Below are 22,764 nucleotides of genomic sequence, written 5' to 3' on the forward strand. Positions count from 1 at the left end.
ATTTGATTCTATACTTGTTTTAACGGCATGCATTCAAAGCCGACAAATCAAGCTGAATATTGAATTCATGACATTTGAAGGGAGAGTCAAATGGGAACAGATCTTCGACGCAAGGCCTCGCAGCGCACTCAGTTTTTCAGGTTAAATTTAGCCTCATGTGCAGTTATGCTGCCGCTTATTGCTCTACAACCCTCCGTTACTTACGCATCCGATACCGAATCCACTCCCGCCGTCACCGTTATTGAAACCACACAACTGGTTGGTTTTGGTGAAGCAAAATACCCAGCCGATTTTACTCACTTCGATTACGTTAACCCGAATGCCCCTAAATTCGGCAAAGTGATCTACGGCAGCATTGGTACCTACGATAGCTTTAATCGATTCGGTTCCCGCGGCGTTGCCGCCAGTTATTCCGGTGAAATTTACGATACTTTGATGTTTTCACCGAGTGATGAAATTGATGCTTACTATCCATTGATTGCTTCTAAAGTTCGTTATGCGAGTGATTTCTCTTGGATGGAAATCGATATCAACCCGAATGCTAAATTCCATGATGGGCAACCTATTACGGCCCATGATGTGGCGTTTACCTTCATGAAGTTTTCGACAGAAGGTGTGCCTCAATACCGTGTGTATTACAAAGACATCGAATCCGTTACCGCGGTTTCCGATTTGGTGGTTCGTATTGAGATGAATAATCCGAACCGTGAGAAGTTGTTTAGCTTTGCTCAAAGCACTCGCGTGTTACCGAAGCATTTCTGGAAAGACAGAAAACTCTCTGAGCCGCTAAGCGAACCGCCAGTAGGCAGCGGTCCTTATAAGATCATCAGTTATAAGTCGGGTCAAAGTGTTACTTACGGCCTTGATGAAAACTATTGGGCGGCAGGTCTACCCGTTAACGTGGGCCGCAATAACTTCAAGGAAGTGCAGTACGATTACTATCGTGATGACACTGTGATGCTAGAGGCCTTTAAAGCTGGGGAGTTCGACCTTCGAACAGAGAACTCAGCCAAGTTCTGGGCAAACTCTTATACAGGAGCAAACTTCGACAAAGGCTATATCGTCAAAGAAGAGATCAACCATGAGAAGCCTGAGTCAACCCAAGGCTTTGTCTACAATATTCAATCTCCAGTGTTCTCAGATCCTAAAGTTCGTGAAGCGTTAACATACGCGATGGACTTTGAGTGGATGAATAAGAACATGTTCTACGGCCAGTACAAGCGCACTCGTAGTTACTTCCAAAACACTGACTATGAAGCGAAAGGCTTACCAAGTGAAGACGAAGTGGCGTTGCTGTCTCAGTACAAAGACCAGATCCCACCTCGAGTGTTTACGGAAGAATACCAACCGCCAGTCACCGATGGCAGTGGTCGTATTCGCAGCCAAATGCGCACGGCATTCAAACTGCTGAAAGAAGCAGGTTGGCTGTTAAAAGACAAAGTAATGACCAACGAAAAGACTGGCAAGCCAATGTCATTTGAGTTGTTGATTTACAGCCCAACTACGGAACGTATTGCTACGCCTGTTCAAAAGAACCTTAAGCGAATGGGTATCGAAATGAAGATCCGCACGGTTGATACCACGCAATATATCAAGCGTCTTCGTGACCGAGATTTCGATATGGTCTCTTCATCGTTTTCGCCAAACCCTTATCCAAGCCCGAACTTAATGATTGTTTGGAACTCTAACTACATTGATTCTACTTACAATACAGCGGGTGTAGTGGATCCTGTGGTTGATGCGTTAACTGAAGAAATCGCACGCAACCAACAGAACCCAGAAAAGCTCCTTACGCTAGGTCGCTCTCTCGACCGTGTGTTGCAGTGGAACTTCTACAACATTCCTCAATGGCACGTGGGTGAATACCGAGTGGCAATGTGGGACAAATTTGAGCGTCCGGATGTGCTGCCTAAATACGATTTAGGTATCGATACATGGTGGATTTCAGAAGAGAAGGCGGCATTGCTTCCTGAGAAACGTCGCTAGGAGTTAGTTAGCATGGCTGCGTATATATTTCGACGTTTGTTGTTGGTGATCCCCACGCTGTGGGCGATCATCACGATTAACTTTTTCATCATTCAGATCGCGCCGGGTGGCCCAGTAGAACAGGCTGTGGCGCAGTTAGAAGGGCACAACTCCGGTATTATGGAGCGCTTTTCTGGTGGTGGACAAGAGGTTGATTTGAGCGAGAGTGACCAAGCGTCTGCCAGTGGCTATAAAGGCTCACGCGGGTTGGATCCGGAAGTGGTTGAAGAGATCAAAAAGCAGTTTGGTTTTGATAAGCCGATTCACGTTCGCTACTTTGAGATGTTGAAAAATTACGCGACCTTTAACTTTGGTGAAAGTCTGTTTAAGGGCGGTAATGTTATCGATTTAATCATCGAGCGTTTGCCTGTTTCTATTTCTCTGGGGCTTTGGAGTACGTTAATCATTTACGTGATTTCGATACCTCTGGGCATTATGAAGGCGATTCATCACGGCTCTCGTTTTGATATTTGGTCGAGCGCGGTGGTGATTGTCGGTTATGCGGTCCCTGGCTTCTTGTTTGCTATCATTCTGATTATCTTATTCGCGAGTGGTAACTACTTTAGTTGGTTCCCTCTGCGAGGCTTGGTGTCGAGTAACTTTGACCAGCTTAACTGGTATCAGCAAATCGGTGATTACTTCTGGCATTTAGCATTGCCTATTTTCGCCATGGTTATCGGTGGTTTTGCCACGCTTAGCATGCTGACCAAAAACTCTTTCCTTGATGAGATCAACAAGCAATATGTAGTAACAGCACGAGCGAAAGGTTTGGACGAGAACAGTATTCTCTACAAGCACGTTTTCCGTAATGCGATGTTGATCATTATTGCCGGATTTCCGAGCGCATTTATTAGTATTTTCTTCACTGGTTCTATGTTGATTGAAGTGATGTTTTCACTCGAAGGCATTGGCTTGCTTGGCTTTGAGTCCACCATTCAACGTGATTACCCAGTGGTATTTAGTTCTCTCTATATTATGACCTTACTGGGTTTGGTGTTGAGCATTATCTCCGACCTGACTTATACCTGGGTTGATCCTCGAATTGATTTTGAAGCGCGTTAATGGCGAATGAATAACAAAGGTATTGATTAAAAATGTTTAGCAACCCTTTAGCTGAAGCTCGTTGGTTACGTTTTAAAGCAAACAAGCGTGGTTTTATCTCTTTGTGGATATTCACCTTGTTGTTTGGCTTAAGCCTGTTTGCAGAGATCATCGCGAATGATAAGCCATTATTGGTTTCTTATGACAACCAATGGTTTGTGCCTGTCATTAATGAGTACGCAGAGACAGAGTTCGGTGGGGAGTTTGAAACCGAGGCTGACTATAAAGACCCGTATGTAATAGACCTCATTGAAGAGAGTGGCTATATCGTTTGGCCGATCATCCCTTTCAGTTACGACACTATCAACTTTGATATTGCAGGCGCGGTGCCATCGGAGCCTGACTCAGTGAACTGGTTAGGTACGGATGACAAAGGGCGAGATGTGTTGGCGAGGATTATTTACGGCTTTCGTATCTCGGTGCTCTTTGGTTTTGTTCTGACGATTGTCTCGAGTGTCATTGGCGTGGTCGTTGGTGCGACGCAAGGTTACTACGGCGGCTGGGTTGACTTGTTTGGACAACGTTTCATCGAGGTGTGGTCCGGAATGCCGACCTTGTTCTTGCTGATTATCTTGTCGAGTTTTATTGAGCCGAATTTCTGGTGGTTGCTGGGGATTATGGTGCTGTTCAGTTGGATGAGTTTGGTGGGTATTGTTCGCGCCGAGTTCTTACGTTGTCGTAACTTCGACTATGTACGCGCCGCGCAAGCGATGGGCGTCGATGATAAACGCATTATGCTTCGTCACATGTTGCCAAACGCTATGGTTGCGTCGCTAACCATGATGCCGTTTATCTTGTCTGGCTCGGTGACCACTTTGACTTCGTTAGATTTCTTGGGCTTTGGTCTTCCTGCGGGTTCGCCTTCGTTAGGTGAGCTTCTGGCGCAAGGTAAAGCCAACTTACAAGCGCCTTGGCTTGGTATTTCCGCATTCGTTGTACTTTCTTTGATGCTTACGTTACTTGTCTTCGTCGGTGAAGCGGTACGTGATGCCTTCGACCCACACCAACAGAAGTAAGGATAGGTTATGACTTCAAATACAGCTCCTACTTCTCCAGTTCTAACCATAGACAAACTATCTGTAGGCTTTGGAAGAAAGAAGGCGATTGAGCAGGTAACACACGATGTTTCGCTCGAAATATACAAAGGTGAAACACTGGCGCTGGTGGGCGAGAGTGGCTCGGGTAAGTCGGTGACGGCTAACTCCATCTTAAAGCTACTGCCTAAAGGCTCGTCACATTACTTGAACGGGACGATTAACTTCTCTGGTAGCGATATCTTGAATTGTTCCGAGAGGCAACTGCGTGGTATTCGTGGTGGTCGTATTGGGATGATCTTCCAAGAACCTATGGTGTCATTGAACCCGCTTCATCGAATCGGCAAGCAGCTGGTTGAAACTCTCGCGATACATCGCGGTATGCGCACCAACAAAGCACAAGCCTTGGCGATAGAGTGGCTATCTAAAGTCGGCATCCGTCATCCAGAGCAAAAAATTTCAGCTTATCCGCATGAGTTATCTGGCGGTGAGCGTCAGCGTGTGATGATTGCGATGGCACTGATTAACGAGCCAGAGCTGCTTATTGCTGATGAACCAACGACTGCACTGGACGTGTCGGTACAAGCCCAGATCCTCGATTTGTTGAAAGATCTGCAACAAGAGCTTGGCATGGCGATGCTGTTTATCACCCATGACTTGAGTATCGTTCGTAAAATTGCCGATAGAGTTGCGGTGATGAAGGATGGTCGCCTTGTGGAAAGCAACGACTGCCAGACATTGTTTAATGCGCCAGCTCACCCTTACACGCAAAAGCTAATCAATTCTGACCCTAAAGGTTTGCCTGTCCCTGTGTCACCCGACAGCCAACCGCTACTCGACGTAAATCAACTTCGTGTTTGGTTCCCAATTACGGGCGGCTTATTTAAGCGCACCATTTCACATGTAAAAGCCGTTACTGATATGGAGTTCACCCTTAATAAAGGGCACTCAATTGGCTTAGTGGGTGAGAGTGGCTCTGGTAAGTCGACCACAGGTATGGCGATATTAAAGTTGGTGGAGAGTGAAGGTTCGATCACTTATGAAAGCGAGCAGCTTCAAGGGCTAAACCGTCAGCAAATGCTGCCATTTCGAAGCCGTATGCAAGTCGTCTTTCAAGACCCATTCTCAGCGTTGAACCCAAGAATGTCGGTGGCACAAGTGATTGGTGAAGGCTTACGCATTCATCAGCAGCTTGATGAGAGCGAACTGGACCAACGTATCTGTGATGTGATGAAAGAGGTCGACCTTGATCCAGAAACTCGCCATCGTTATCCAAATGAATTTTCGGGTGGTCAAAGGCAGCGCATTGCGATTGCACGAGCACTGATTCTCAAGCCAGAGTTTATCCTACTCGATGAGCCAACCTCTTCATTAGACAGAACGGTGCAAGCTCAGGTTTTAGACTTACTCAAGTCACTGCAAGAAAAGTACGATCTTACGTACCTGTTCATTAGCCACGATCTGAATGTCGTCAAATCCTTGTGTCATTACACCATAGTGATGAAAGCGGGTGAGGTGATAGAGAAGGGAGACACCGAGACGCTGTTTAGCGCTCCTCAACACGAATACACCAAGCAGTTGGTGAGTCTCTCGAACGTGGGTGGCGTGTAAGTCGCCAATAGAGGCACTATTCTTTATAACAAGGGCGATCAGGTTGAATTCAACATGGTCATTTAGTGGTTTTACGATTACACTGCGCCCAATATTTCAGAAGTACATATTTAGGTAGAGGTCACCATGGACCAAGAACATTACGAAGACGCTGACTACGAAGGTTACGAGTACGGCGAAGAAGGCGAAGAGATTGAAATTGAGGCGATTGGTGTCGATGTGTCATCTCAGCCGATTGAGCTTTACAAGGTGTTCAAGATCGCGAACCTAGTGAGTGGCGGTGGCGAAGCTAAGCATGTCATCTCTGAAGGCTACGTTGCGGTAAACGGTGAGTTGGAAACACGTAAGCGTCGTAAAATGTACGATGGTGACTTCTTCGAATTCAACCAAGAATACTATGTAGTGTGCTGTGACCAGCCAGTACAAGAAGTAGAAGATAAGCCAAAGAAAAAAGAAGCGGCTAAGAAAGACAACAAGTCGAAGAAAGGCCAGCATAAAAAGGATTCTAAGAAGAAAGAATCTAAGAAAAGCACTGCTGAAATGTTGAGTACTAAAGCAGAACCAAAGAAAGAGAAAAAGAAAGAAAACAAAGCGAAAAAGAAAGCGGACAGGCCAAAGCCTCAACGTGATGAGAAAAGCGGCCGTAATTCGATTGAGTTCTTCTAATTAACAGCTCTAAACGGCTGGTCTGAAACTCTTTTATAGCTTATTAGCAGCGCTAAATGTGTACATAGCGTTTGCCAGATACTAAAAGGCTCACTGTAATAGTGAGCCTTTTTTGTTGTCGCTAGGTTGAGTTTGAGGAGAACCTTAGCTGACTTGTTCTACTTCATTTGATGGCTTAGAGCGTTTGATTGAGTAAATTATGTAACCAATGACGCTTGCAGCAACAATAACAGAGCAGACTCGGATAAAGTTAATCAACATTGGTGCGTTCTCAATGAACTCGTTAATTCCCCAAAGTAGAACGAGTGAGAATACGAACATAACGAGTAGTCCCCAACAAGGTGCATCGATTTTACCCGGAACAACATACCAACCATCTTCTTTGATCGGCTTGTTCAAGCGCGCATACTCTGCTTGCTGGCCTTTGACTGTGTAAAGATGCATTTCTTTTTGTTTGCCAGTTAGCAACAAACTTGCAGCGTACGCGACAATCGCATTCACGAAAACACCGATGACACAGTACCAAGGCCAAGCGATGTCAGTCGCTACTGCTACATACCAGATTGCTAAGAAGCTTGCTGCAACACCAATTAATAATCCTTTTTCTGTAATATGTTTGGAGTAGAAACCAAGCACGAACATACAGAAGTTTGCACCTACAAAATAGGAACCCGCTTTACTCAATATTTCTAAAACTGAGCCTGTGCTGGTTGCAAACATGAAGGCTGGAATGATGATACATAGTGCCCACATAACCGTGAAGAAACGCGATGCTTTGAGGTAATGTTCCTCTGACTCGTTTTTCTTGTAGAAGCGTTTATAGAAGTCAGTAACAGAGACGGTAGCCATAGAGTTAAAAGCGGAGTCTAGGCTCGACATACTTGCTGCAAGAATAGCTGCCGCGATGATTCCCATAAGGCCAGGCATACCATATTCGCTAGCATAGTGCAGGATAATGGTATTGCCATTTTCGAACTCTTTACCATCGTAGTAAGCGTTAAATAATACGCCTAACAGAATGAATACGAAGTAGATGAAGAAAGCAACGTAACCCATCATTAGCATCGCTTTTTTCGCATCACCCATATTCTTAGCCGCCATACAGCGTTGAACCATCATTTGGTTACCGCCATACACAGTCGTGTGGAACATTGTCATTGCGATAACGCCAGCCCATACCGTGGTCACTTGGCTTAAATCTAAATTGGTTTGCAACGCATCGGTCATGCCGTCTGACTTAAGGTTTTGCATCACTTCAGTCATTGGTTGTGGCATGCCATTCCAAACGGCTTCGATGATGATGAACGCGCCAAGAAACAAAATGACCGCTTGAATGACATCTGTCCAAATAACGGCGGCAATTCCCCCCATTACGGTATAGATTAGCGCGATAACAGTGACAATGATGATGCAGTAAGTCACGTCGATGCCTGTAATGAACTCGAGGATTAACGAGGTCGCATATAAGACTGCAGCGGAGCTTATCGCCTGTTTAATTAAGAAAATCAGAGACAGAGTGATACGCGAGGCTTTACCAAAGCGTCGTTCTTGATACTCATAAATCGAAGTGAGGCCGTTGTTGTAGAAAAACGGCATAAACACAGCAACGATAAAGAAAATCACCAAAGGGTAGTTTAGGTGGATAGCGATCACCGACAAGCCTTCTTTGTAAGACCAAGCCGGCCCACCCAAGAAAGACATCGCACTAACATAGGTACACACAACAGAAATACCGATGGCCCACCATGGAATATTTCTATCGCCTAATGCAAATTGGTTTGCGGAAGTCACGCGTCTACCAACCAGTGCACCCATAACTAAAGTCAGGACGATATAGGTACCGAGAATTGTCCAGTTTAAAGCGCCAAACTCATACATGCTCACGTCCTTTTAATTGTTCTTCCATTTGCTCAAACAGATCGTAACCAAGCTGTTTTAAGATGTGTGCGATATCGATAGCGACCCAGTTCTCCTTGAGTAGTTCGCCTTCTCGTCGCCAGATATCCATTACGCGAAGCTCGATGTGCTTGCCTGTCGGTGCTAACCCTAACCAGCCACTGGTGCCAGTATGTGTACCGTGCATGTGTGGCCAACCACCCGTGGATACGTAGTCATTTTTGGACAAAATATTGAGCTCTATATCGACACTTCGGTCAGGGAAGGCAAAGACAAATGGTCCTTGATGGTGGTCGCGGAAGCCTTGGATACCACGAGTCGTACCAATACCAGCTGGTCCGTACCACATGAAGTCGTCATGCCAGTAGTTTTCTAGATCCATTGAATCAAGGCGTTTACCATCAAATCGACCTAAGCAAGCCAGCATGTCTAGCACTAGTTTTTGGCTTTTCTCGCTCTCTTCCGCAGCGATGCTACCTGTCTGTATTCCGTCTTGAGTCGCTGGGGCAGGGACTAATCCAGCATGGCCTAGGCTCTTACGTAACGGATTAACACCAGCTTGGTTCATTGCATCGATAAAATCAGGGATTAGATAGGACTCAATAATTTGACCATCTTGGGTGCAAACCATCTCGGTGTAGCGTAAGTAGAGTGTTTTTCCTGTTGCTGGGATACCAAACAACGGTTTTGCAAATGTGCCAACAAAGTAGCCAGTAGAGTTTACCCAAGTGCGACCTTCATATTCACCTTGCATAATGATTGAAGGGCGTCGTTCAACATCAGGTAGCGAGTTTATTAGCGGTAATAGAAACGCTTGCTCAGTCGCATTGACACTAGAGACGTCGTTAATAGGATGAGCGACACACCATTTAACGTCAGCATTTAGCATCTCTTGAGCTACTTGAGTTCGTTCGGATGAGTGAGCGTTAAAATAGGTTCTGTAGAAATTTTCTATCAAGCTGTTCAACATAATACTTCCTTATATAGTTAACCGATTTGGATGAGAATCTGTTTCCAGACTGCACTTTCATCAAGTAGAGTAAATTCTCTGCGTAGGCCCCAAGGCCCAAACTCTGCATGGCTGATACCCATGATGTAAACGTCTTTTCCTGTAGGCTTTCCAAACATACCGTAGCCTTCATGCTTGCCTTGTAGCGACCAGCGAATAGCCGCACGTGGTGACATCATTTCGTCATTGCGACCAATACGGTGGTGAATTTTGAACTCCGCGTTCGGAAATGAAGAGCGCAGTGACATCCAAAACTGGTCGATCTCGTTATGAGATAGTGCAGTTTGACCGCCCGTGTATTCGCCAATACAAGCTCGGTCATATTCTTTTGGTATTACCGAGAACTCAGCACTCATTACACGTCGCAGTATGTCTTCATAGCGCTGACCGTATTCATTGTCATTTCCTACACCAAGGTAAGGGCCTTGAATGTCGACTTGGGGAGTGAAAGGGAAGGGGCATTGCTCAACACCACCCTCTATTTCGATTTGTTGACGAGCGTACTCTTCTGACGTCATTCCTAGTTGGTTTGCAATCGCAGCAATGTCTCGGATCATCCACTCGTCATTAATTTGGTTATTGATGGCATGGCAGTCAGCGATAATTCGAAACTTAAGTGTTTTGTTCGTGGCTTTACCAAATACACCATCATTAGTGTGAGTAGCTGTTGAAATGATTCGATGTGATGAGAGCATGCCTTGCTCAGGAGTCCCTGACCAAATAACGTCTTCACCCAATAAGGTACGGTTCGGGAACTCGGCTAGTGTGCCCATGGTCGCGCTGATGACCTTTTCGTTTCCCTTGGTGATGGAGAGTGGTGTACGGACGATAATGTCAGGTGAGTAATAGTTATGTAGGGTACTCAGACCTCGATCTTCCCAAATTTCTTTAGTGATGCCTAATATGTAATCCGGAAAATCTTGCCATTTAGAATCAAAGCCAACCATAGCCATTAATCACCTCCTGATGCGTCATAAAATTAGTTATTGGATTATTTTTGGTTACGTATCCAATATTGCCTTTTGTTATCATCATGTCAATGAAGTGTTTTGCATGTGTTTCTTTGTTGTGGATTGGATCTGTTTTTTAACAACTCTCAAAATACGGTTCTCAGTAAGATAATTGAGTGGTGATTCCATATTTATCGGGTATATATGAACAAAGTAATTAGGTGGAAATGTAGGGTTAACCTATGTAGGTGTATGTATTTATTGGTATTGTTTTGGTTGCAGCGAGGTGGGCGTTATACCAGAGATTGCTCTGTGACGATTTATTATATCGAAGTGATGACGAGAGGAAGTTTAGAGTAATTATTCTTATACGATGGTATTGTACTCAGGTTGTTAATTTTTTGTTTAGATTTATTTAATTAAAAATGGATTCGCATGCAACGATAAGTTTGGGAATGGTTTGATTGAAAAAGCCACTCAAAGATGAATATTGAGTGGCTTTTTGATGGATACGCTTAAGACAATAGTTCTGGAAGGAACAGTGATATCGCTGGCACAAAGGTAATGATCATCAAAGCGACGAGCATGGCACCAATCCAGCCTAAAATCGCCCGAGACAAGGATTCAATCGGCACGTTACCTACTTGGCTGGCCATAAATAAGTTGGCGCCGAGTGGGGGAGTGACAAACCCGATGGCTAGGTTCACGATCATCACGATACCGAAATGAATTGGGTCCATTCCCAATGCGGTCACGATAGGCAGTAGGATTGGAGTTAAGATAACAATCGCCGCTAATGTCTCCATGAATGTACCGACGATCAGTAGCAATGCGGTGATACATAGCAAGATGAGCAGCTTGTTTTCCGTGATAGAGAGAATGAACTGCGCGATTTCAGTTGGTAGACGCTCAAGCGTTAGGATTCGACCAAAGGTAACTGAAGCGCCCACAATCACAAGTACTGCACCTACCAATAACGAAGACTCCAAAATGATCTTCACGACCTTTTTGTAATCCAGCTCTTTGTAAACAAACATGCCGAAAAACAAGCCGTATAACACACCAATCGCCGCAGATTCAGTTGGCGTGAAGACACCAGAGTAGATGCCGCCAAGAATGATTACGGGTAATAGCATTGCCCAAATCGCTTCTTTAAGCGCTGCCAGTCTCTCAGGCCATGTCGCTTTCTTATCGTTACCTTTGTAGCCACGGACTTTAGAGACGATCAAACAGTAACCGATAAGGACGAGCCCGACGACAACCCCAGGGAGAATACCAGCCATGAACATTTTCGTTACGGACACTTCTGCAGTAATGGCATACACGATCATCACAACAGACGGTGGAATAATCACACCGATACCGCCGGAGGAAGCAATCAAGGCACCAGCAAAGCTTCGGTCGTAGCCTTTTTTAACCATAGACGGAATCATGGTTAAGCCAATAGCCGCAACGGTTGCTGAACCTGTACCAGAGATAGAAGCAAAGAACATACAAGCAACGATAGCTACAATCCCCAAACCACCGGTGAAGTGACCGAAGAAGACTTCAGCAACATGCAAAAGACGTTTTGATATACCGCCTTGGCTCATTAGGTTACCGGCCAATGTAAAGAGTACTACCGCCAATAGTGGGAAAGAGTCTAGGCCTGTCACCAAGCCCTGAACTAAAAATTCGATATTTAAGAAGGGTAGGCTCAAGATTGCCAGCATGCTGGCACCTGCGAGTGCGATACCTACGGGAACGCCAATAAGAAGCAGTAATCCGAAACTACCAAATAACAAAGCAGAGGTCATAAGCTTAGCTCCAACAAGCGATTAGAAGTGCGGTGTTTTGCTTTCAAATGACGGTAACGGTGTTGCGTGAGTCGAACCGACTTTGGTGAGTAAGCAATAATTGAAATGCGCTTGTTGATGCTAACGACAAGGCGAATGGCACTGAGCACGGCACAAACAAGTACAGAGGCATATAGGCATGCAATCGGGATTTCCATTGCTGGAGCGATTTGGCCCAGTTTCAGGCTTCGACCAATCACTTTGAAACCAAACCAGGCAACGGTAGAGCTGAAGGTAAGGTAGATAAGGTCTGAAAGAATCAAACTGTAGTGGGTTAGATTACCCGGTAGTTTGTCGATGAATAGGCGAATGCGAATATGTCGATCATCACGAATACAGTAGCTGATGCTTAAGTACATCGCCCAAACGAAAAGGTAGCGGGCAAGTTCTTCTGCCCAAGCAATTGAAGCGTCGAATAGGCGCAATGCTATCTGTAAACAGAGTAGCGCGGTCATCAACGAGATAGAAAGTACGATCAGTGTTGGTTCGAAGTATCGGTCGAACAGGCGAAACCATTTCATACGTAACTCCAAAGAGTGTTGAAAAGGGCATTGAATGCCAATGAATGAACTGCATCTCAGGCTTTAAAGCGGTTTGTCTGTAAAGCAATAAAGCTGCTTTAAAACGAAGCCTCAAAGCCTGAGTCAATAACGGGCACCCATGAAGGGCTAGCAATCGTGATCAGTAAATTAGAGTTGCTCTATTTCTGTGATCACACTGTCGAATAGCGCTTCGCCAGTTTTGCTACGAAGTTCTTGGTAAACCGCTGCATTCATCTTTTCTTTCATTTGAGCACGAACGTCGGTTGGCACTACGTTTACTGTCATTCCTTTCGCTTCAAGCTCTTTGATGACTTCTTGGTTCTGTTTCGCTGCTAGATCACGCTGTACCGCGATGGTTTCTTGGCTTACTTCATTGATAAGCGCCTGTTGATCACTCGGTAGAGAATCCCAGAACTCTTTATTCATGAATAGCACGTAGTTAGTGTAAATATGGTTAGTTAACGATAGGTACTCTTGTGCTTCATAAAAACGCTCAGCGTAAATAGAGTAAACCGCGCTTTCTTGTGAATTGATTAAGCCTTGTTGTAACGAAGTGAAGATCTCGCCCCAAGAAAGCGGTGTCGGTGCTGTACCCACCGATTTCCAAGCACTGATTTGCGTAGGGTTAGACGCTGAACGAATCTTTAAGCTGTTCAAGTCTTCAATGCTGTTAATCGGCTGCTTGTTATTGGTGATGCTGCGGAAGCCAACTTCCATAAAGCCTAAGCCATGAAAGCCTTTTGATTCCATTGAATTGAGAAGTGGTTTGCCGATCTTGTCGCTGTCCAACGCTTTGTGTGCTTGCGCTTCGTCTTCAAATAGGTAGAAAACATCAAGTACGTTGAACTCAGGTACGTAAGGTGAAAGCAGTACCGATGCACCAAACGTCATCTGTAAATTACCTTGCTGAACAAGCTCTGTGGTTTCTCTTACATCGCCCAGTTGACGGGCAGGGTAGATTTCAACTTCAAGTTCTCCGTTAGAGCGAGATTCCAACTCTTTTTCGAAGTGAAGCATTGCTTTATGGACTGGTGATGTTTCTTGGCTGTCGTGAGCAAGGCGGATCACATTGCTTGCAAAGGTATTCATGCTAGACAGCGTTAAGCCGAGGGCAGTAATCGAGGTAAAGATTGCGCGTTTCATCGTTCTTCCTTGTTCATCACATGGCTTTTATGTGCATTCATTTGAGCCATGTTGTTCAGTGGGTTATTTATCCGCACTTCATATCCTAATTTTTGCATACGAATCCAAAATATAAACACAGAGTTAACAAGTCAATAACAATTGGGGCGATTTGATAGTGCAGTTAATATGAATAGGCGAATTTTTCGACGAGATCACAGAAAAAAGCCCTAACTTGAGATTAGGGCTTTTAGTCTAAATTTATCGGTGTTGAGTAGGTTGGTTTGCAGTGAGCTTGTTAAAGGGGAGAAAGCAGCCTAAGAGCCTTTGGCTGTACTTCCTCGCTCAATAATGGTGCCGGATTCAAGCAGGTATTCGCCTTTAGCGTCCACGTTATCGTTGATGCGCTGCATTAAATCTTCGACAGCTCTTTGCACGATTTTATCGGTAGGCTGAGCAATAGTGGTGAGGTCATAGCTTGGCCAAGAGGCCATTGGGATATCATCCACTCCCATCACTGCAAAGTCTTGAGGAATATGACATCCGAGCTTTCTAAGACCGTCCATAACACCCATAGCTAGGATATCATTGGCACAGAACACAGCATCTGGCTTGGATGTATGCTCCATTAACTCTTTAGCGGCTTCTAATCCCGCTTCAAAACTGTATTTTGCATTGATGAAGATAGGTGAAGCGGCTTCACGAGTTTTTGCGGTTTCAGAGAAGCCAAGCCAACGTTTGTCACTGGTCATTGAGCCTGCATCACCACTTACATAAGCCAGTTGTTGGTAGCCCTTATCCAGCAAATAATCCGCCGCTTGCGTGCCAGCTCGTTGGTTATCTAAGCCAGCGCTGTTCGCATTAATGCTTTCTGTATAGCGGTTAATAAGGCTTAAGTGAACGCCAAACTTTTCACATTGTGCGAATGCTCGGGAAGTAAGACGGCTGGTGGCAATGATCAAGCCATCAACCTGATATTCAATCGCACGTGAAATGGCAAGATCCAAGTCGTCTTTATCGATAGGGCAAAGGACAACCTGGCCACCGCGCTTTTGGATTTCCATCGCCAGAGCACGAGATTGCAAGTCGTACATCGGGTTTGACTCGCTATCAAGTGCGATTGCCACTAACCCTGAACGATTGGAAATAAGGCTACGAGCGATCGCATTTGGCGTGTAGCCAAGCTTGGTCGCGGCATCCATAACCATTTTACGTTTCTTCTCACTAATGCTCGCTGTCGGACTGAATGCCCGAGAAACGGTAGACTGAGAAACGCCAAGCATTTTGGCAACATCAATAGAGGTAACTTTCGCTTTTATGGTGAATCTCCTTATATCGCGATAAATCCAAGCGCCACCTTGATTAGGTCAACAGGTCCTAATGAGCAAGGTTTGATAATTACAATACGTGTAACATTTGAAATCACAAAGAAAATTTATGAATTCATGACGGCTTGCTCATTTCGAAAGCCATCAATGATCATTTTGTGTTCAGAACCGACGCAAAAGAAGTTAACGCCGAGCTCTTTCCAGTGACGAGCCGCTTGAGCATTTGCGACAAACATACCAACGGGCTTGTTAACTTGCTGAGCTGCTTTGATTATTTTAATGCTCGCTTCTCGCACGCATTCATCATTCACACTTTCAGCACCGTAAGACACCGCCAAATCGACTTGTCCAATGAACAGTGCATCAATGCCTTCCACTTTTGCTATCGATTCTGCGTTTACCACACCTTCTGGGTCTTCAATTTGTGCAATGACAACTGTGTTGTTCTGGCTGTCCTTTAGGTGATTGGCCATCGGTTTGGTTGCGTATTTTGCTGCGCGGCTTGAGCCTGCATAGCCTCGACCACCTTCACCGTAATGGGACATCTTCACTAACTTTTCTGCTTGCTCTGCACTGCATACGTGTGGGATCTGGATTCCTGTCGCTCCGCAATCTAACGCATTCAAAATGGTCGATGGCTGGCTATCTTGAACTCGAACTATGCAAGGGAGCTGATTAGCGCGCGCAGCCAGAATGCAGCTATCCAGTGTCGATCGATCAAAAGGGGCGTGTTCCGCATCTAGCACAATGAAAGGGAGTTCTGCCAACGCCAGCACTTCAATGATGTGTGGGTGAGGGGTTTTAACAAAAGTTCCAAGTAGTTCGGTGTTGCTTAGTGTGCCCTTGAAGTTATCCATTACTTTCTATTCTCCATTACTTTTTATTTGCTTTTGCAAAGGTATGCAAAACTTAACATGTGTTGTTGTAAAAAAAGAGTAAAAACAATGTGATCAATGCAACATAAATTGACTGTATTTTAATCCGATAGGCATCGTAACTAACCGTTGCTAAGTTCTTTTATTATTTAAAACAATGGCTTGACTTTGATTTCCTAAGTTGAGAAATGAATTTGCCAAGTGTTAAAAAAATGTTTATGTTTGTCTTGCATTCGTATCCAAAAGTATACAAAAACAAAAATAAACTCTGTTAAAACTACACATAAGCAAACACTAGGCATACGCCACAAGGAGAACTAAGCATGGCTCGCATTCTAAAACACGGCATCACTGAAGAAGCATCAGCATCAAACAACGCGCAAGTACGTCAAACGGTTGAGAACATTCTTTCTGACATCGAAAAGAAAGGTGACAGTGCAGTACGTGAGCTTTCAGAAAAATTTGATAACTGGTCTCCGGAGCAGTTTCGCTTAACAGATGACCAAATTCAGGCATGTGTAGACGCATTGGACGAATCTACTAAGCACGACATTGAATTTGCACAAACACAGGTTCGTAACTTCGCTCAGATCCAACGTGACTCAATGCATGATGTAGAAGTAGAGACCATGCCAGGTGTTGTACTGGGCCATAAAAACGTACCAGTAAACAGTGTTGGTTGTTACATCCCTGGTGGTAAGTACCCATTGGTTGCATCAGCGCACATGAGTGTTCTTACTGCGAAAGTAGCTGGCGTGAAGCGTGTGATTGCTTGTGCTCCTCCTTTTAACGGTCAACCAAATGTGGCGATTGTTGCGGCAATGGCGATGGCTGGAGCGGATGAGATTTACTGTTTTGGTGGCGTACAAGCGGTAGGTGCAATGGCACTGGGTACAGAAACGATTGCTCCAGTAGATATGATCGTTGGCCCTGGTAACGCATTTGTTGCAGAGGCAAAACGTCAGCTGTTTGGTCGTGTTGGTATTGACTTGTTTGCTGGCCCAACAGAGACGCTTGTGATTGCAGACGAAGAGGGATGTGACCCTGAATTAGCAGCGGCGGACTTACTTGGTCAAGCTGAGCACGGTTACAACTCTCCAGCAGTACTGCTAACGAATAGCGAAACTTTTGCAGAAGAGACGGTAAAAGAGATTGAGCGTCAGCTAACGATTCTTCCTACTGCTGAAGTGGCAGGTAAGGCTTGGGAAAACTACGGTCAAGTTATTGTGTGTGATAGCTACGAAGAGATGGTTGAAGTAGCGGATGACATTGCTTCTGAACACGTACAAGTAATGACAAAAGATCCTAAGTACTTCCTAGATAACATGACGAATTACGGCGCGTTGTTCTTAGGTCGTGAGACAAACGTTTCTTACGGCGATAAATGTATCGGTACTAACCATACTCTGCCAACAAACAAAGCAGCGCGCTACACCGGCGGTCTGTGGGTTGGTAAATTCATTAAAACATGTACTTACCAGCGCGTAACTGAAGCGGCTTCGCTAAAAGTAGGTGAGTACTGTTCGCGTCTGTGTGCACTAGAAGGTTTCGCTGGTCACAAAGAACAAGCAGACATTCGTGTGCGTCGCTACAAAGAAAAATCGGTAGAGGCATAACATGACAAAACTCGCCTTAGTTACAGGCGGCAGTGGCGGCATCGGTGCCGCCATATGTCACAAATTAGCGCAATCTGGCTATCGCGTTGTGTTTACCTACAACAGTAATGAGGTTGCAGCTCAACAGATCTTGGACAGCTTACAAGGTTCAGGTCATGCCATGTATCAACTGAATGTTGAAGACAGCTCTGCGATTGGCGCGTTAGCGGACCAAGTTAAAGAGTCGTCGGATTCATTAGATTTGCTAGTGAACTGTGCAGGCATGACAAAGTTTGTCGCGCACAATGACTTAGCGTCTTTGAATGATGAGCTGATAGACAAGATCTTCCGCGTCAATGTTCGAGCTCCATTTGCGATGGTTCGCGCGTTTGAACCTTTACTTCGCAGCGCCAAGGGTTGCGTAGTGAACATCACTTCGATTGCAGCACAAACCGCAATGGGTAGCAACGTGGCGTATTGTGCGAGTAAATCAGCAGTTGAAAACATGACACGCTCATTAGGCCGCGCTTTATCTCCAGATATCCGAGTACTCGCTGTTGCTCCTGGCTTAGTGGATACCGAATTTGTCAAAGGCTTAGACGATGAATGGCGCAATGCACAAGAGCAGTCGACACCGCTGAAACGATTAGCGAGTGACGAAGAAGTTGCCAACGCCGTTTATGCAGCTGCAGAGCTACTGACATTTTCAACCGGTAATACCATCGCTGTCGATGGCGGAAGACCGCTAGGTTAGGTAAGAAGGAATTTAGAATGACCCTACAAACTACAATAAATAACAATCTCGTTCGTTACATGGAGCTTATCCCAGGCACGAGTGCTTTCATTGATGCACGTACACCGGGAAGCGACCTAAAAGACAACTTTTGTATCATCGGTGCTGGTGTGGCTGAAAGCAGCCGTCAACATGTTCATATCCGTGAAACAGCAGGCTTTAATATTGGTGCAGCAGGTCAGCCTCCAGGCATTAAGAACTCTCTGCACTCTCATCACACTGCTGAGCTATTCGTGGTCTTCAAAGGTCAGTTTAGATTCTACTGGGGTAATGAAGGCGAACACGAAGCGGTACTGTCGCACGGTGATGTTATCTCTATTCCGACGAACCTGTTCCGAGGCTTTGAGGTGGTAGGGCGTGATTACGGCTTTATGTATTCTGTGTTAGGTGGTGACAACTCTGGCGGTGGCGTGGTTTGGCACCCAAGCGTGATTACAGACAGCCAAGGCTACGGTTTATACCTAAAAGCAGACGGCACGCTGGTTGATACCATTGACGGTGATGCAGTGCCTAGTGAGTCTGAATTGATGCCACTGCTAACGGACGAAGAGCTGAGCAAATTCGATACCTACACAGCTGAGCAGATGATGCCTTTCGTAGCATTGAAAAAGGATTACCGAGAAATCTCAGGTGATTTTGACAAGCCTGGCGTTAAACAGTTTGCATTAACGGGTCACCCATCTGCGAGCTACGATTTCCAAGTTAAGAGCGTGGATGACGTAAGTATCATGGCTTACGAGTTAACGGAAGGGGCGAGTATTCCTGTTCACCAACGTGATGAAAAGCAGGTGTTGATTAACTTTGAAGGCGATACTTTGCTTAACCTGGTGAAAGATGGCGAACAAGCTCAACTGGTATTGACGACTGGCGACGTGTTTAGTGTGCCAGCAGGCGCATCGTACAGCCTTGAGAACCTGCGAGGTACGAGCTTCACCTACGTGGTATTAGGTTCTGACCAACCACAAACACTGCAGGGCAACTAATGATGAAACCAGAAGTACCACTGTTATGGTTACCTGGTTTGTTATGTGATGAAGCGTTGTTTCAAGACGTCAATAAAGAGCTGCCCGATTGGGTGGCTCCTTTTACTTGTGACTTAGGAACCGACACATCCATGCAAGCCTTAGCGAGTAAAGTGCTTGAGAGCGCCCCGGAAAGTTTCGTGCTTGGCGGTCTGTCTATGGGCGGCATTCTTGCGTTTGAAGTCTTTCGACAAGCGCCACAACGCGTGAAAGGCTTGATCTTAATGGACACCAACTCTGCAGATGAAAAGCCAGAAGTCTCGGAGAAAAGAAACGCCTTGGTTGATAAAGCAAAAGCAGGGGAGTTTGAGTCAATAACGCCTGATATTCTAATGCCAGTGCTTATTCATCCGAACCAGTTAGCGAATCAAGAACTGACTCTAAGAATCACGCAAATGGCGAACAATATTGGCGTTGAAAGGTTTGAGGCTCACGCTCAAGCATTGGCGACTCGCCCTGATGCGAGACCGCTGTTGGCCGATATCCAGGTTCCTACGTTGATCATTACAGGCAAAGATGACCTATTATGTCCAATCGATAATCACCTGTTAATGGCAAAACACATCAAGCAGGTATCGCTTCATGTCATTCCTGATTGTGGACACTTATCGACAATGGAGCAGCCTAAGATTGTTGCGCAGCATATTCGTAGTTGGTTTGAAGCCGCTCAGCTGTGATTCTTTATAGTGAGCGAAGAAGCCACTTTTCATGCCGAACATGCAATATAAAGTGCAGTGCGCTTTATATTGTACTTGTCACCATGTTTGCCACTGTACTTTGCACCTTACCTAAGCACTAATAGCCATCGCTGACTTACAAGCTGCTTCCTATCTGCTTCGCCACAAACTCTACAAACCTATCCCTGAGTGGATTATTACTATCTCCATTCCATATTAATCCGACAGGCCAAGTGGCGTGCTCGCCCTGTAATGCAATGAATTCGACATTGGTGTTGCTTATCTGCTGTGCGCTGCTCGGTACTATGGTGAAGCCGATATTTGCCGAGACTAACGCAAGCAAGGTAAGAATATCGTCAGCTTCTTGTGTCTTTGATAAGTCGAGGTGATTTGCTAGACAATATTGTTGGATCTGTTTGTCTAGTCCAGGACCACGATGTTGGGCGAGCTTGAGATAAGGCCACTTAGGCAATTCAGACAGAAGCTGATCTTTGTTTTGCGCTTGATTGAGAACATCTTTGTGAATGGCAATCACAAGGGAATCATCGAAAAGCGTTAGGCTGTTGAGATCTGACGAACTGGGGATTCGATTGAAGCTGATATCGAGTTCGTGAGTCAATAACTCATCCGTCTGCTGCTTAGAAGTTGTGTCATTTAAGGTGATGTGAACATTCGGCTGCTGTTGTTTATACGCTGCAATCAACTTAGGTGCCTCATGATAAGTGGACACGCCGAATCCAATGTTTAAATGCCCCTCTGTCCCATTGACCACCGAGCCAGAAAGCTGCTCAAAGGCATGCATTGAATAAACCAAGCGTTGGGCTTCTTCCAGTAACGTCTTGCCTGCGTGTGTTAACTCGGCGCCATTTCTGCCACGAGAAAACAAGCTTGTTCCAATATTGGATTCCAGTCGCTGAATCTTTTTGGTGAGTGCCGACTGAGTAATGTAGAGCTGCTCTGAAGCCAAGCGATAATTGCCCGACTTAGCCAGCTGACAAAACGCCTTCAGTAAATCAAATTCCATTCCAAATGCTCATTGAACTGAGAATATCTTTTATTATATGGAATTGAAGCGATTTTTTATACTGGCTCGATAGCAAATAGGATAAAGCGAAAATTAGAGGACGAATCATGAAAAGAGACATCAAAGTAGCATCGGTCCAGTTTAATCATCATGCTGGCGACAAGGCTTACAACTTATCGGTGATTGAGCATTACGTTAAACAAGCGGCGGACAGTGGTGTGGAGATCATCAGCTTCCCAGAAATGTGTATTACCGGCTATTGGCATGTTTCTGCTTTAGTGCGAGACGAAATTGAAGCTCTTGCTGAGCCTGTACCTAGCGGTGAATCTATTCAAAAGCTCGTTTCGTTGGCAACGCAATTTGGAATGAGTGTTGGTGCGGGCTTGATAGAGCAGGGAACGGATGGGAACTTATACAACACTTATGTGTTCGCGATGCCAAATGGGGAAGTACAAAAACATCGCAAATTGCACACTTTCGTAAGCCCATATATGAGTAGCGGCGATCAATACACTGTGTTTGATACGCCCCACGGGTGCAAAGTCGGTATCCTGATTTGTTGGGATAACAACTTGGTTGAGAACGTTCGAATTACCGCTTTGAAAGGTGCCGATATATTGATTGCACCCCATCAGACGGGCGGTTGTCATTCACGTAGCCCGAACGCGATGAAGCGAATTGACCCAGATCTATGGTTTAATCGAGATCAAAACCCAGAAGCGATTCGAGCTGAAATGCAGGGCAAGAATGGCCGTGAGTGGCTTATGCGGTGGCTACCGGCAAAGGCACACGACAACGGCATGTTTGTGGTGTTCAGTAATGGCGTTGGCGTTGATATGGATGAAGTCAGAACGGGCAATGCGATGATCCTAAGCCCTTATGGTGAGATTATTACTGAGACAGACAGTGTTGATAACGACATGGTAATTGCAGAGCTAAAAGCCGAAGAGTTGAATATGTGTACTGGCAGACGCTGGATTCGCGGTCGTAAGCCAGAGCTTTATCATTCACTAACACAGCCTTTAGGTCATGAGCTGGATCCACACCAAGCGCGTTTTGCAGAGAAATAATGTTGAAGGTGCTGGTGGGTAAAGTGAGTGAATAATGGGTAAGTGGGGGAAGGGGAGTTTTAAGCTTTGGATGTAGTCTCCCCACTTAAACCGTTTTTAAGTGGGGAGACTATTTACACTGAGATAAGCAATTGCCTAGTTTAGTGGCGAGTTCGAGACGAAGTAAGATCCGCAGCTCTAAGTTGAGCAATCGCTTTGGCAAGTTCAAGCTGAGCTTGTGCAAAGTTGACGTCTACATTGCCCTTATTGATATTCTCTAGAGCGGCGTGTTTCGCTTCCTCTGCGCGAGCACGGTCAATATCTTTTGCGTGCAAAGCGGTATCGGCCAACACCGTCACTACATCGGGTTGAACTTCAATCATCCCGCCAGACACATAAAGCACTTCATCTTCTGCTTTTGGGTCGGTGACAAATACTGTCACGCCCGGTTTTATTTTACTGAGAAGCGGGGAGTGACCGGGACGAATCCCGAGTTCACCATCTGCTCCAGAAACGGCTAGGGCATATGCCGGCCCTGAAAACAGCGTACCTTCCGCACTTACGATATTAAGTTGAAATGTATTGTCTGTAATTCCAATAGCCATGATGC

The 22,764-nt window shown here is 45.4% G+C and carries 20 protein-coding genes; 10 read left to right on the top strand and 10 right to left on the bottom strand.

Features of this window, described 5'->3' with window-relative positions; all coding sequences use genetic code 11:
* Nucleotides 1-90: 90 nt before the first annotated feature.
* The 5 genes from L1D55_RS19195 (at nucleotide 91) to L1D55_RS19215 (ending at nucleotide 6,437) form a co-directional block, all read left to right on the top strand.
* A complete protein-coding gene (locus L1D55_RS19195; protein WP_239918493.1) occupies nucleotides 91-1,986 on the top strand; it encodes an extracellular solute-binding protein in 1,896 nt (631 codons plus the stop codon).
* Between the two features lie 12 nt (nucleotides 1,987-1,998).
* Complete coding sequence (locus tag L1D55_RS19200) at nucleotides 1,999-3,087, top strand: microcin C ABC transporter permease YejB (protein ID WP_061031098.1); 1,089 nt, start codon at nucleotides 1,999-2,001, stop codon at nucleotides 3,085-3,087.
* A 32-nt stretch (nucleotides 3,088-3,119) separates the two neighbouring features.
* Nucleotides 3,120-4,142, top strand: coding sequence for an ABC transporter permease (locus L1D55_RS19205; RefSeq protein WP_008217114.1), 1,023 nt, complete (start codon nucleotides 3,120-3,122; stop codon nucleotides 4,140-4,142).
* A gap of 9 nt (nucleotides 4,143-4,151) precedes the next feature.
* The gene (gene yejF, locus L1D55_RS19210) at nucleotides 4,152-5,771 is read left to right on the top strand and encodes a microcin C ABC transporter ATP-binding protein YejF (protein WP_239918494.1); all 1,620 of its coding nucleotides are present in this window, start codon (nucleotides 4,152-4,154) and stop codon (nucleotides 5,769-5,771) included.
* 126 nt (nucleotides 5,772-5,897) lie between these two features.
* Nucleotides 5,898-6,437, top strand: coding sequence for an RNA-binding S4 domain-containing protein (locus tag L1D55_RS19215; protein ID WP_239918495.1), 540 nt, complete (start codon nucleotides 5,898-5,900; stop codon nucleotides 6,435-6,437).
* A gap of 144 nt (nucleotides 6,438-6,581) precedes the next feature.
* On the opposite strand, the gene L1D55_RS19220 is transcribed toward L1D55_RS19215, so the two are convergent.
* The 8 genes from L1D55_RS19220 to L1D55_RS19255 form a co-directional block, all read right to left on the bottom strand.
* Nucleotides 6,582-8,315, bottom strand: coding sequence for a sodium/solute symporter (locus L1D55_RS19220; protein ID WP_239918496.1), 1,734 nt, complete (start codon nucleotides 8,313-8,315; stop codon nucleotides 6,582-6,584).
* Nucleotides 8,308-9,303, bottom strand: a complete 996-nt coding sequence (locus L1D55_RS19225; protein WP_239918497.1) for an ester cyclase — start codon at nucleotides 9,301-9,303, stop codon at nucleotides 8,308-8,310. Before L1D55_RS19225 ends, L1D55_RS19220 begins: the two co-directional genes overlap by 8 nt.
* A gap of 17 nt (nucleotides 9,304-9,320) precedes the next feature.
* Nucleotides 9,321-10,295 (bottom strand): ester cyclase, encoded by a 975-nt coding sequence (locus L1D55_RS19230; RefSeq protein ID WP_086713765.1) that lies wholly within the window; start codon nucleotides 10,293-10,295, stop codon nucleotides 9,321-9,323.
* Nucleotides 10,296-10,807: 512 nt separating this feature from the next.
* Complete coding sequence (locus L1D55_RS19235; RefSeq protein WP_239918498.1) at nucleotides 10,808-12,088, bottom strand: TRAP transporter large permease; 1,281 nt, start codon at nucleotides 12,086-12,088, stop codon at nucleotides 10,808-10,810.
* On the bottom strand, nucleotides 12,085-12,648 hold the full coding sequence (locus L1D55_RS19240) for a TRAP transporter small permease (protein ID WP_239918499.1): 564 nt from the start codon (nucleotides 12,646-12,648) through the stop codon (nucleotides 12,085-12,087). Before L1D55_RS19240 ends, L1D55_RS19235 begins: the two co-directional genes overlap by 4 nt.
* A 168-nt stretch (nucleotides 12,649-12,816) precedes the next feature.
* Nucleotides 12,817-13,812, bottom strand: a complete 996-nt coding sequence (locus tag L1D55_RS19245; RefSeq protein WP_060981473.1) for a TRAP transporter substrate-binding protein — start codon at nucleotides 13,810-13,812, stop codon at nucleotides 12,817-12,819.
* Between the two features lie 296 nt (nucleotides 13,813-14,108).
* The gene (locus L1D55_RS19250) at nucleotides 14,109-15,074 is read right to left on the bottom strand and encodes a substrate-binding domain-containing protein (protein ID WP_239918500.1); all 966 of its coding nucleotides are present in this window, start codon (nucleotides 15,072-15,074) and stop codon (nucleotides 14,109-14,111) included.
* 152 nt (nucleotides 15,075-15,226) lie between these two features.
* Nucleotides 15,227-15,976 (bottom strand): aldolase/citrate lyase family protein, encoded by a 750-nt coding sequence (locus L1D55_RS19255; protein WP_239918501.1) that lies wholly within the window; start codon nucleotides 15,974-15,976, stop codon nucleotides 15,227-15,229.
* 341 nt (nucleotides 15,977-16,317) lie between these two features.
* Here L1D55_RS19255 and hisD point away from each other — a divergent pair, with 341 nt between their 5' ends.
* From hisD to L1D55_RS19275, 4 genes are read left to right on the top strand one after another with little or no spacing between them, the layout of a single operon-like run.
* Nucleotides 16,318-17,610, top strand: a complete 1,293-nt coding sequence (hisD, locus tag L1D55_RS19260; protein ID WP_061031088.1) for a histidinol dehydrogenase — start codon at nucleotides 16,318-16,320, stop codon at nucleotides 17,608-17,610.
* Between the two features lies 1 nt (nucleotide 17,611).
* Complete coding sequence (locus L1D55_RS19265; protein ID WP_102425388.1) at nucleotides 17,612-18,343, top strand: SDR family oxidoreductase; 732 nt, start codon at nucleotides 17,612-17,614, stop codon at nucleotides 18,341-18,343.
* Between the two features lie 17 nt (nucleotides 18,344-18,360).
* A complete protein-coding gene (locus tag L1D55_RS19270; protein ID WP_239918502.1) occupies nucleotides 18,361-19,365 on the top strand; it encodes a cupin domain-containing protein in 1,005 nt (334 codons plus the stop codon).
* Nucleotides 19,365-20,081, top strand: coding sequence for an alpha/beta hydrolase (locus tag L1D55_RS19275; protein ID WP_239918503.1), 717 nt, complete (start codon nucleotides 19,365-19,367; stop codon nucleotides 20,079-20,081). Before L1D55_RS19270 ends, L1D55_RS19275 begins: the two co-directional genes overlap by 1 nt.
* Before the next feature lie 136 nt (nucleotides 20,082-20,217).
* Here L1D55_RS19275 and L1D55_RS19280 read toward each other — a convergent pair whose 3' ends face one another.
* Nucleotides 20,218-21,105, bottom strand: a complete 888-nt coding sequence (locus L1D55_RS19280; protein WP_239918504.1) for a LysR family transcriptional regulator — start codon at nucleotides 21,103-21,105, stop codon at nucleotides 20,218-20,220.
* Nucleotides 21,106-21,212: 107 nt separating this feature from the next.
* On the opposite strand from L1D55_RS19280, the gene L1D55_RS19285 reads away from it, so the two are divergent.
* Nucleotides 21,213-22,175, top strand: coding sequence for a nitrilase family protein (locus L1D55_RS19285; protein ID WP_239918505.1), 963 nt, complete (start codon nucleotides 21,213-21,215; stop codon nucleotides 22,173-22,175).
* Between the two features lie 140 nt (nucleotides 22,176-22,315).
* Here the strand turns inward: L1D55_RS19285 and L1D55_RS19290 are convergent, their stop codons facing one another.
* A complete protein-coding gene (locus L1D55_RS19290; RefSeq protein WP_004741161.1) occupies nucleotides 22,316-22,759 on the bottom strand; it encodes a F0F1 ATP synthase subunit epsilon in 444 nt (147 codons plus the stop codon).
* Nucleotides 22,760-22,764 lie beyond the last annotated feature (5 nt).

This window comes from Vibrio sp. Isolate22, from assembly GCF_022398115.1.
Classification (GTDB): Bacteria; Pseudomonadota; Gammaproteobacteria; order Enterobacterales; family Vibrionaceae; genus Vibrio.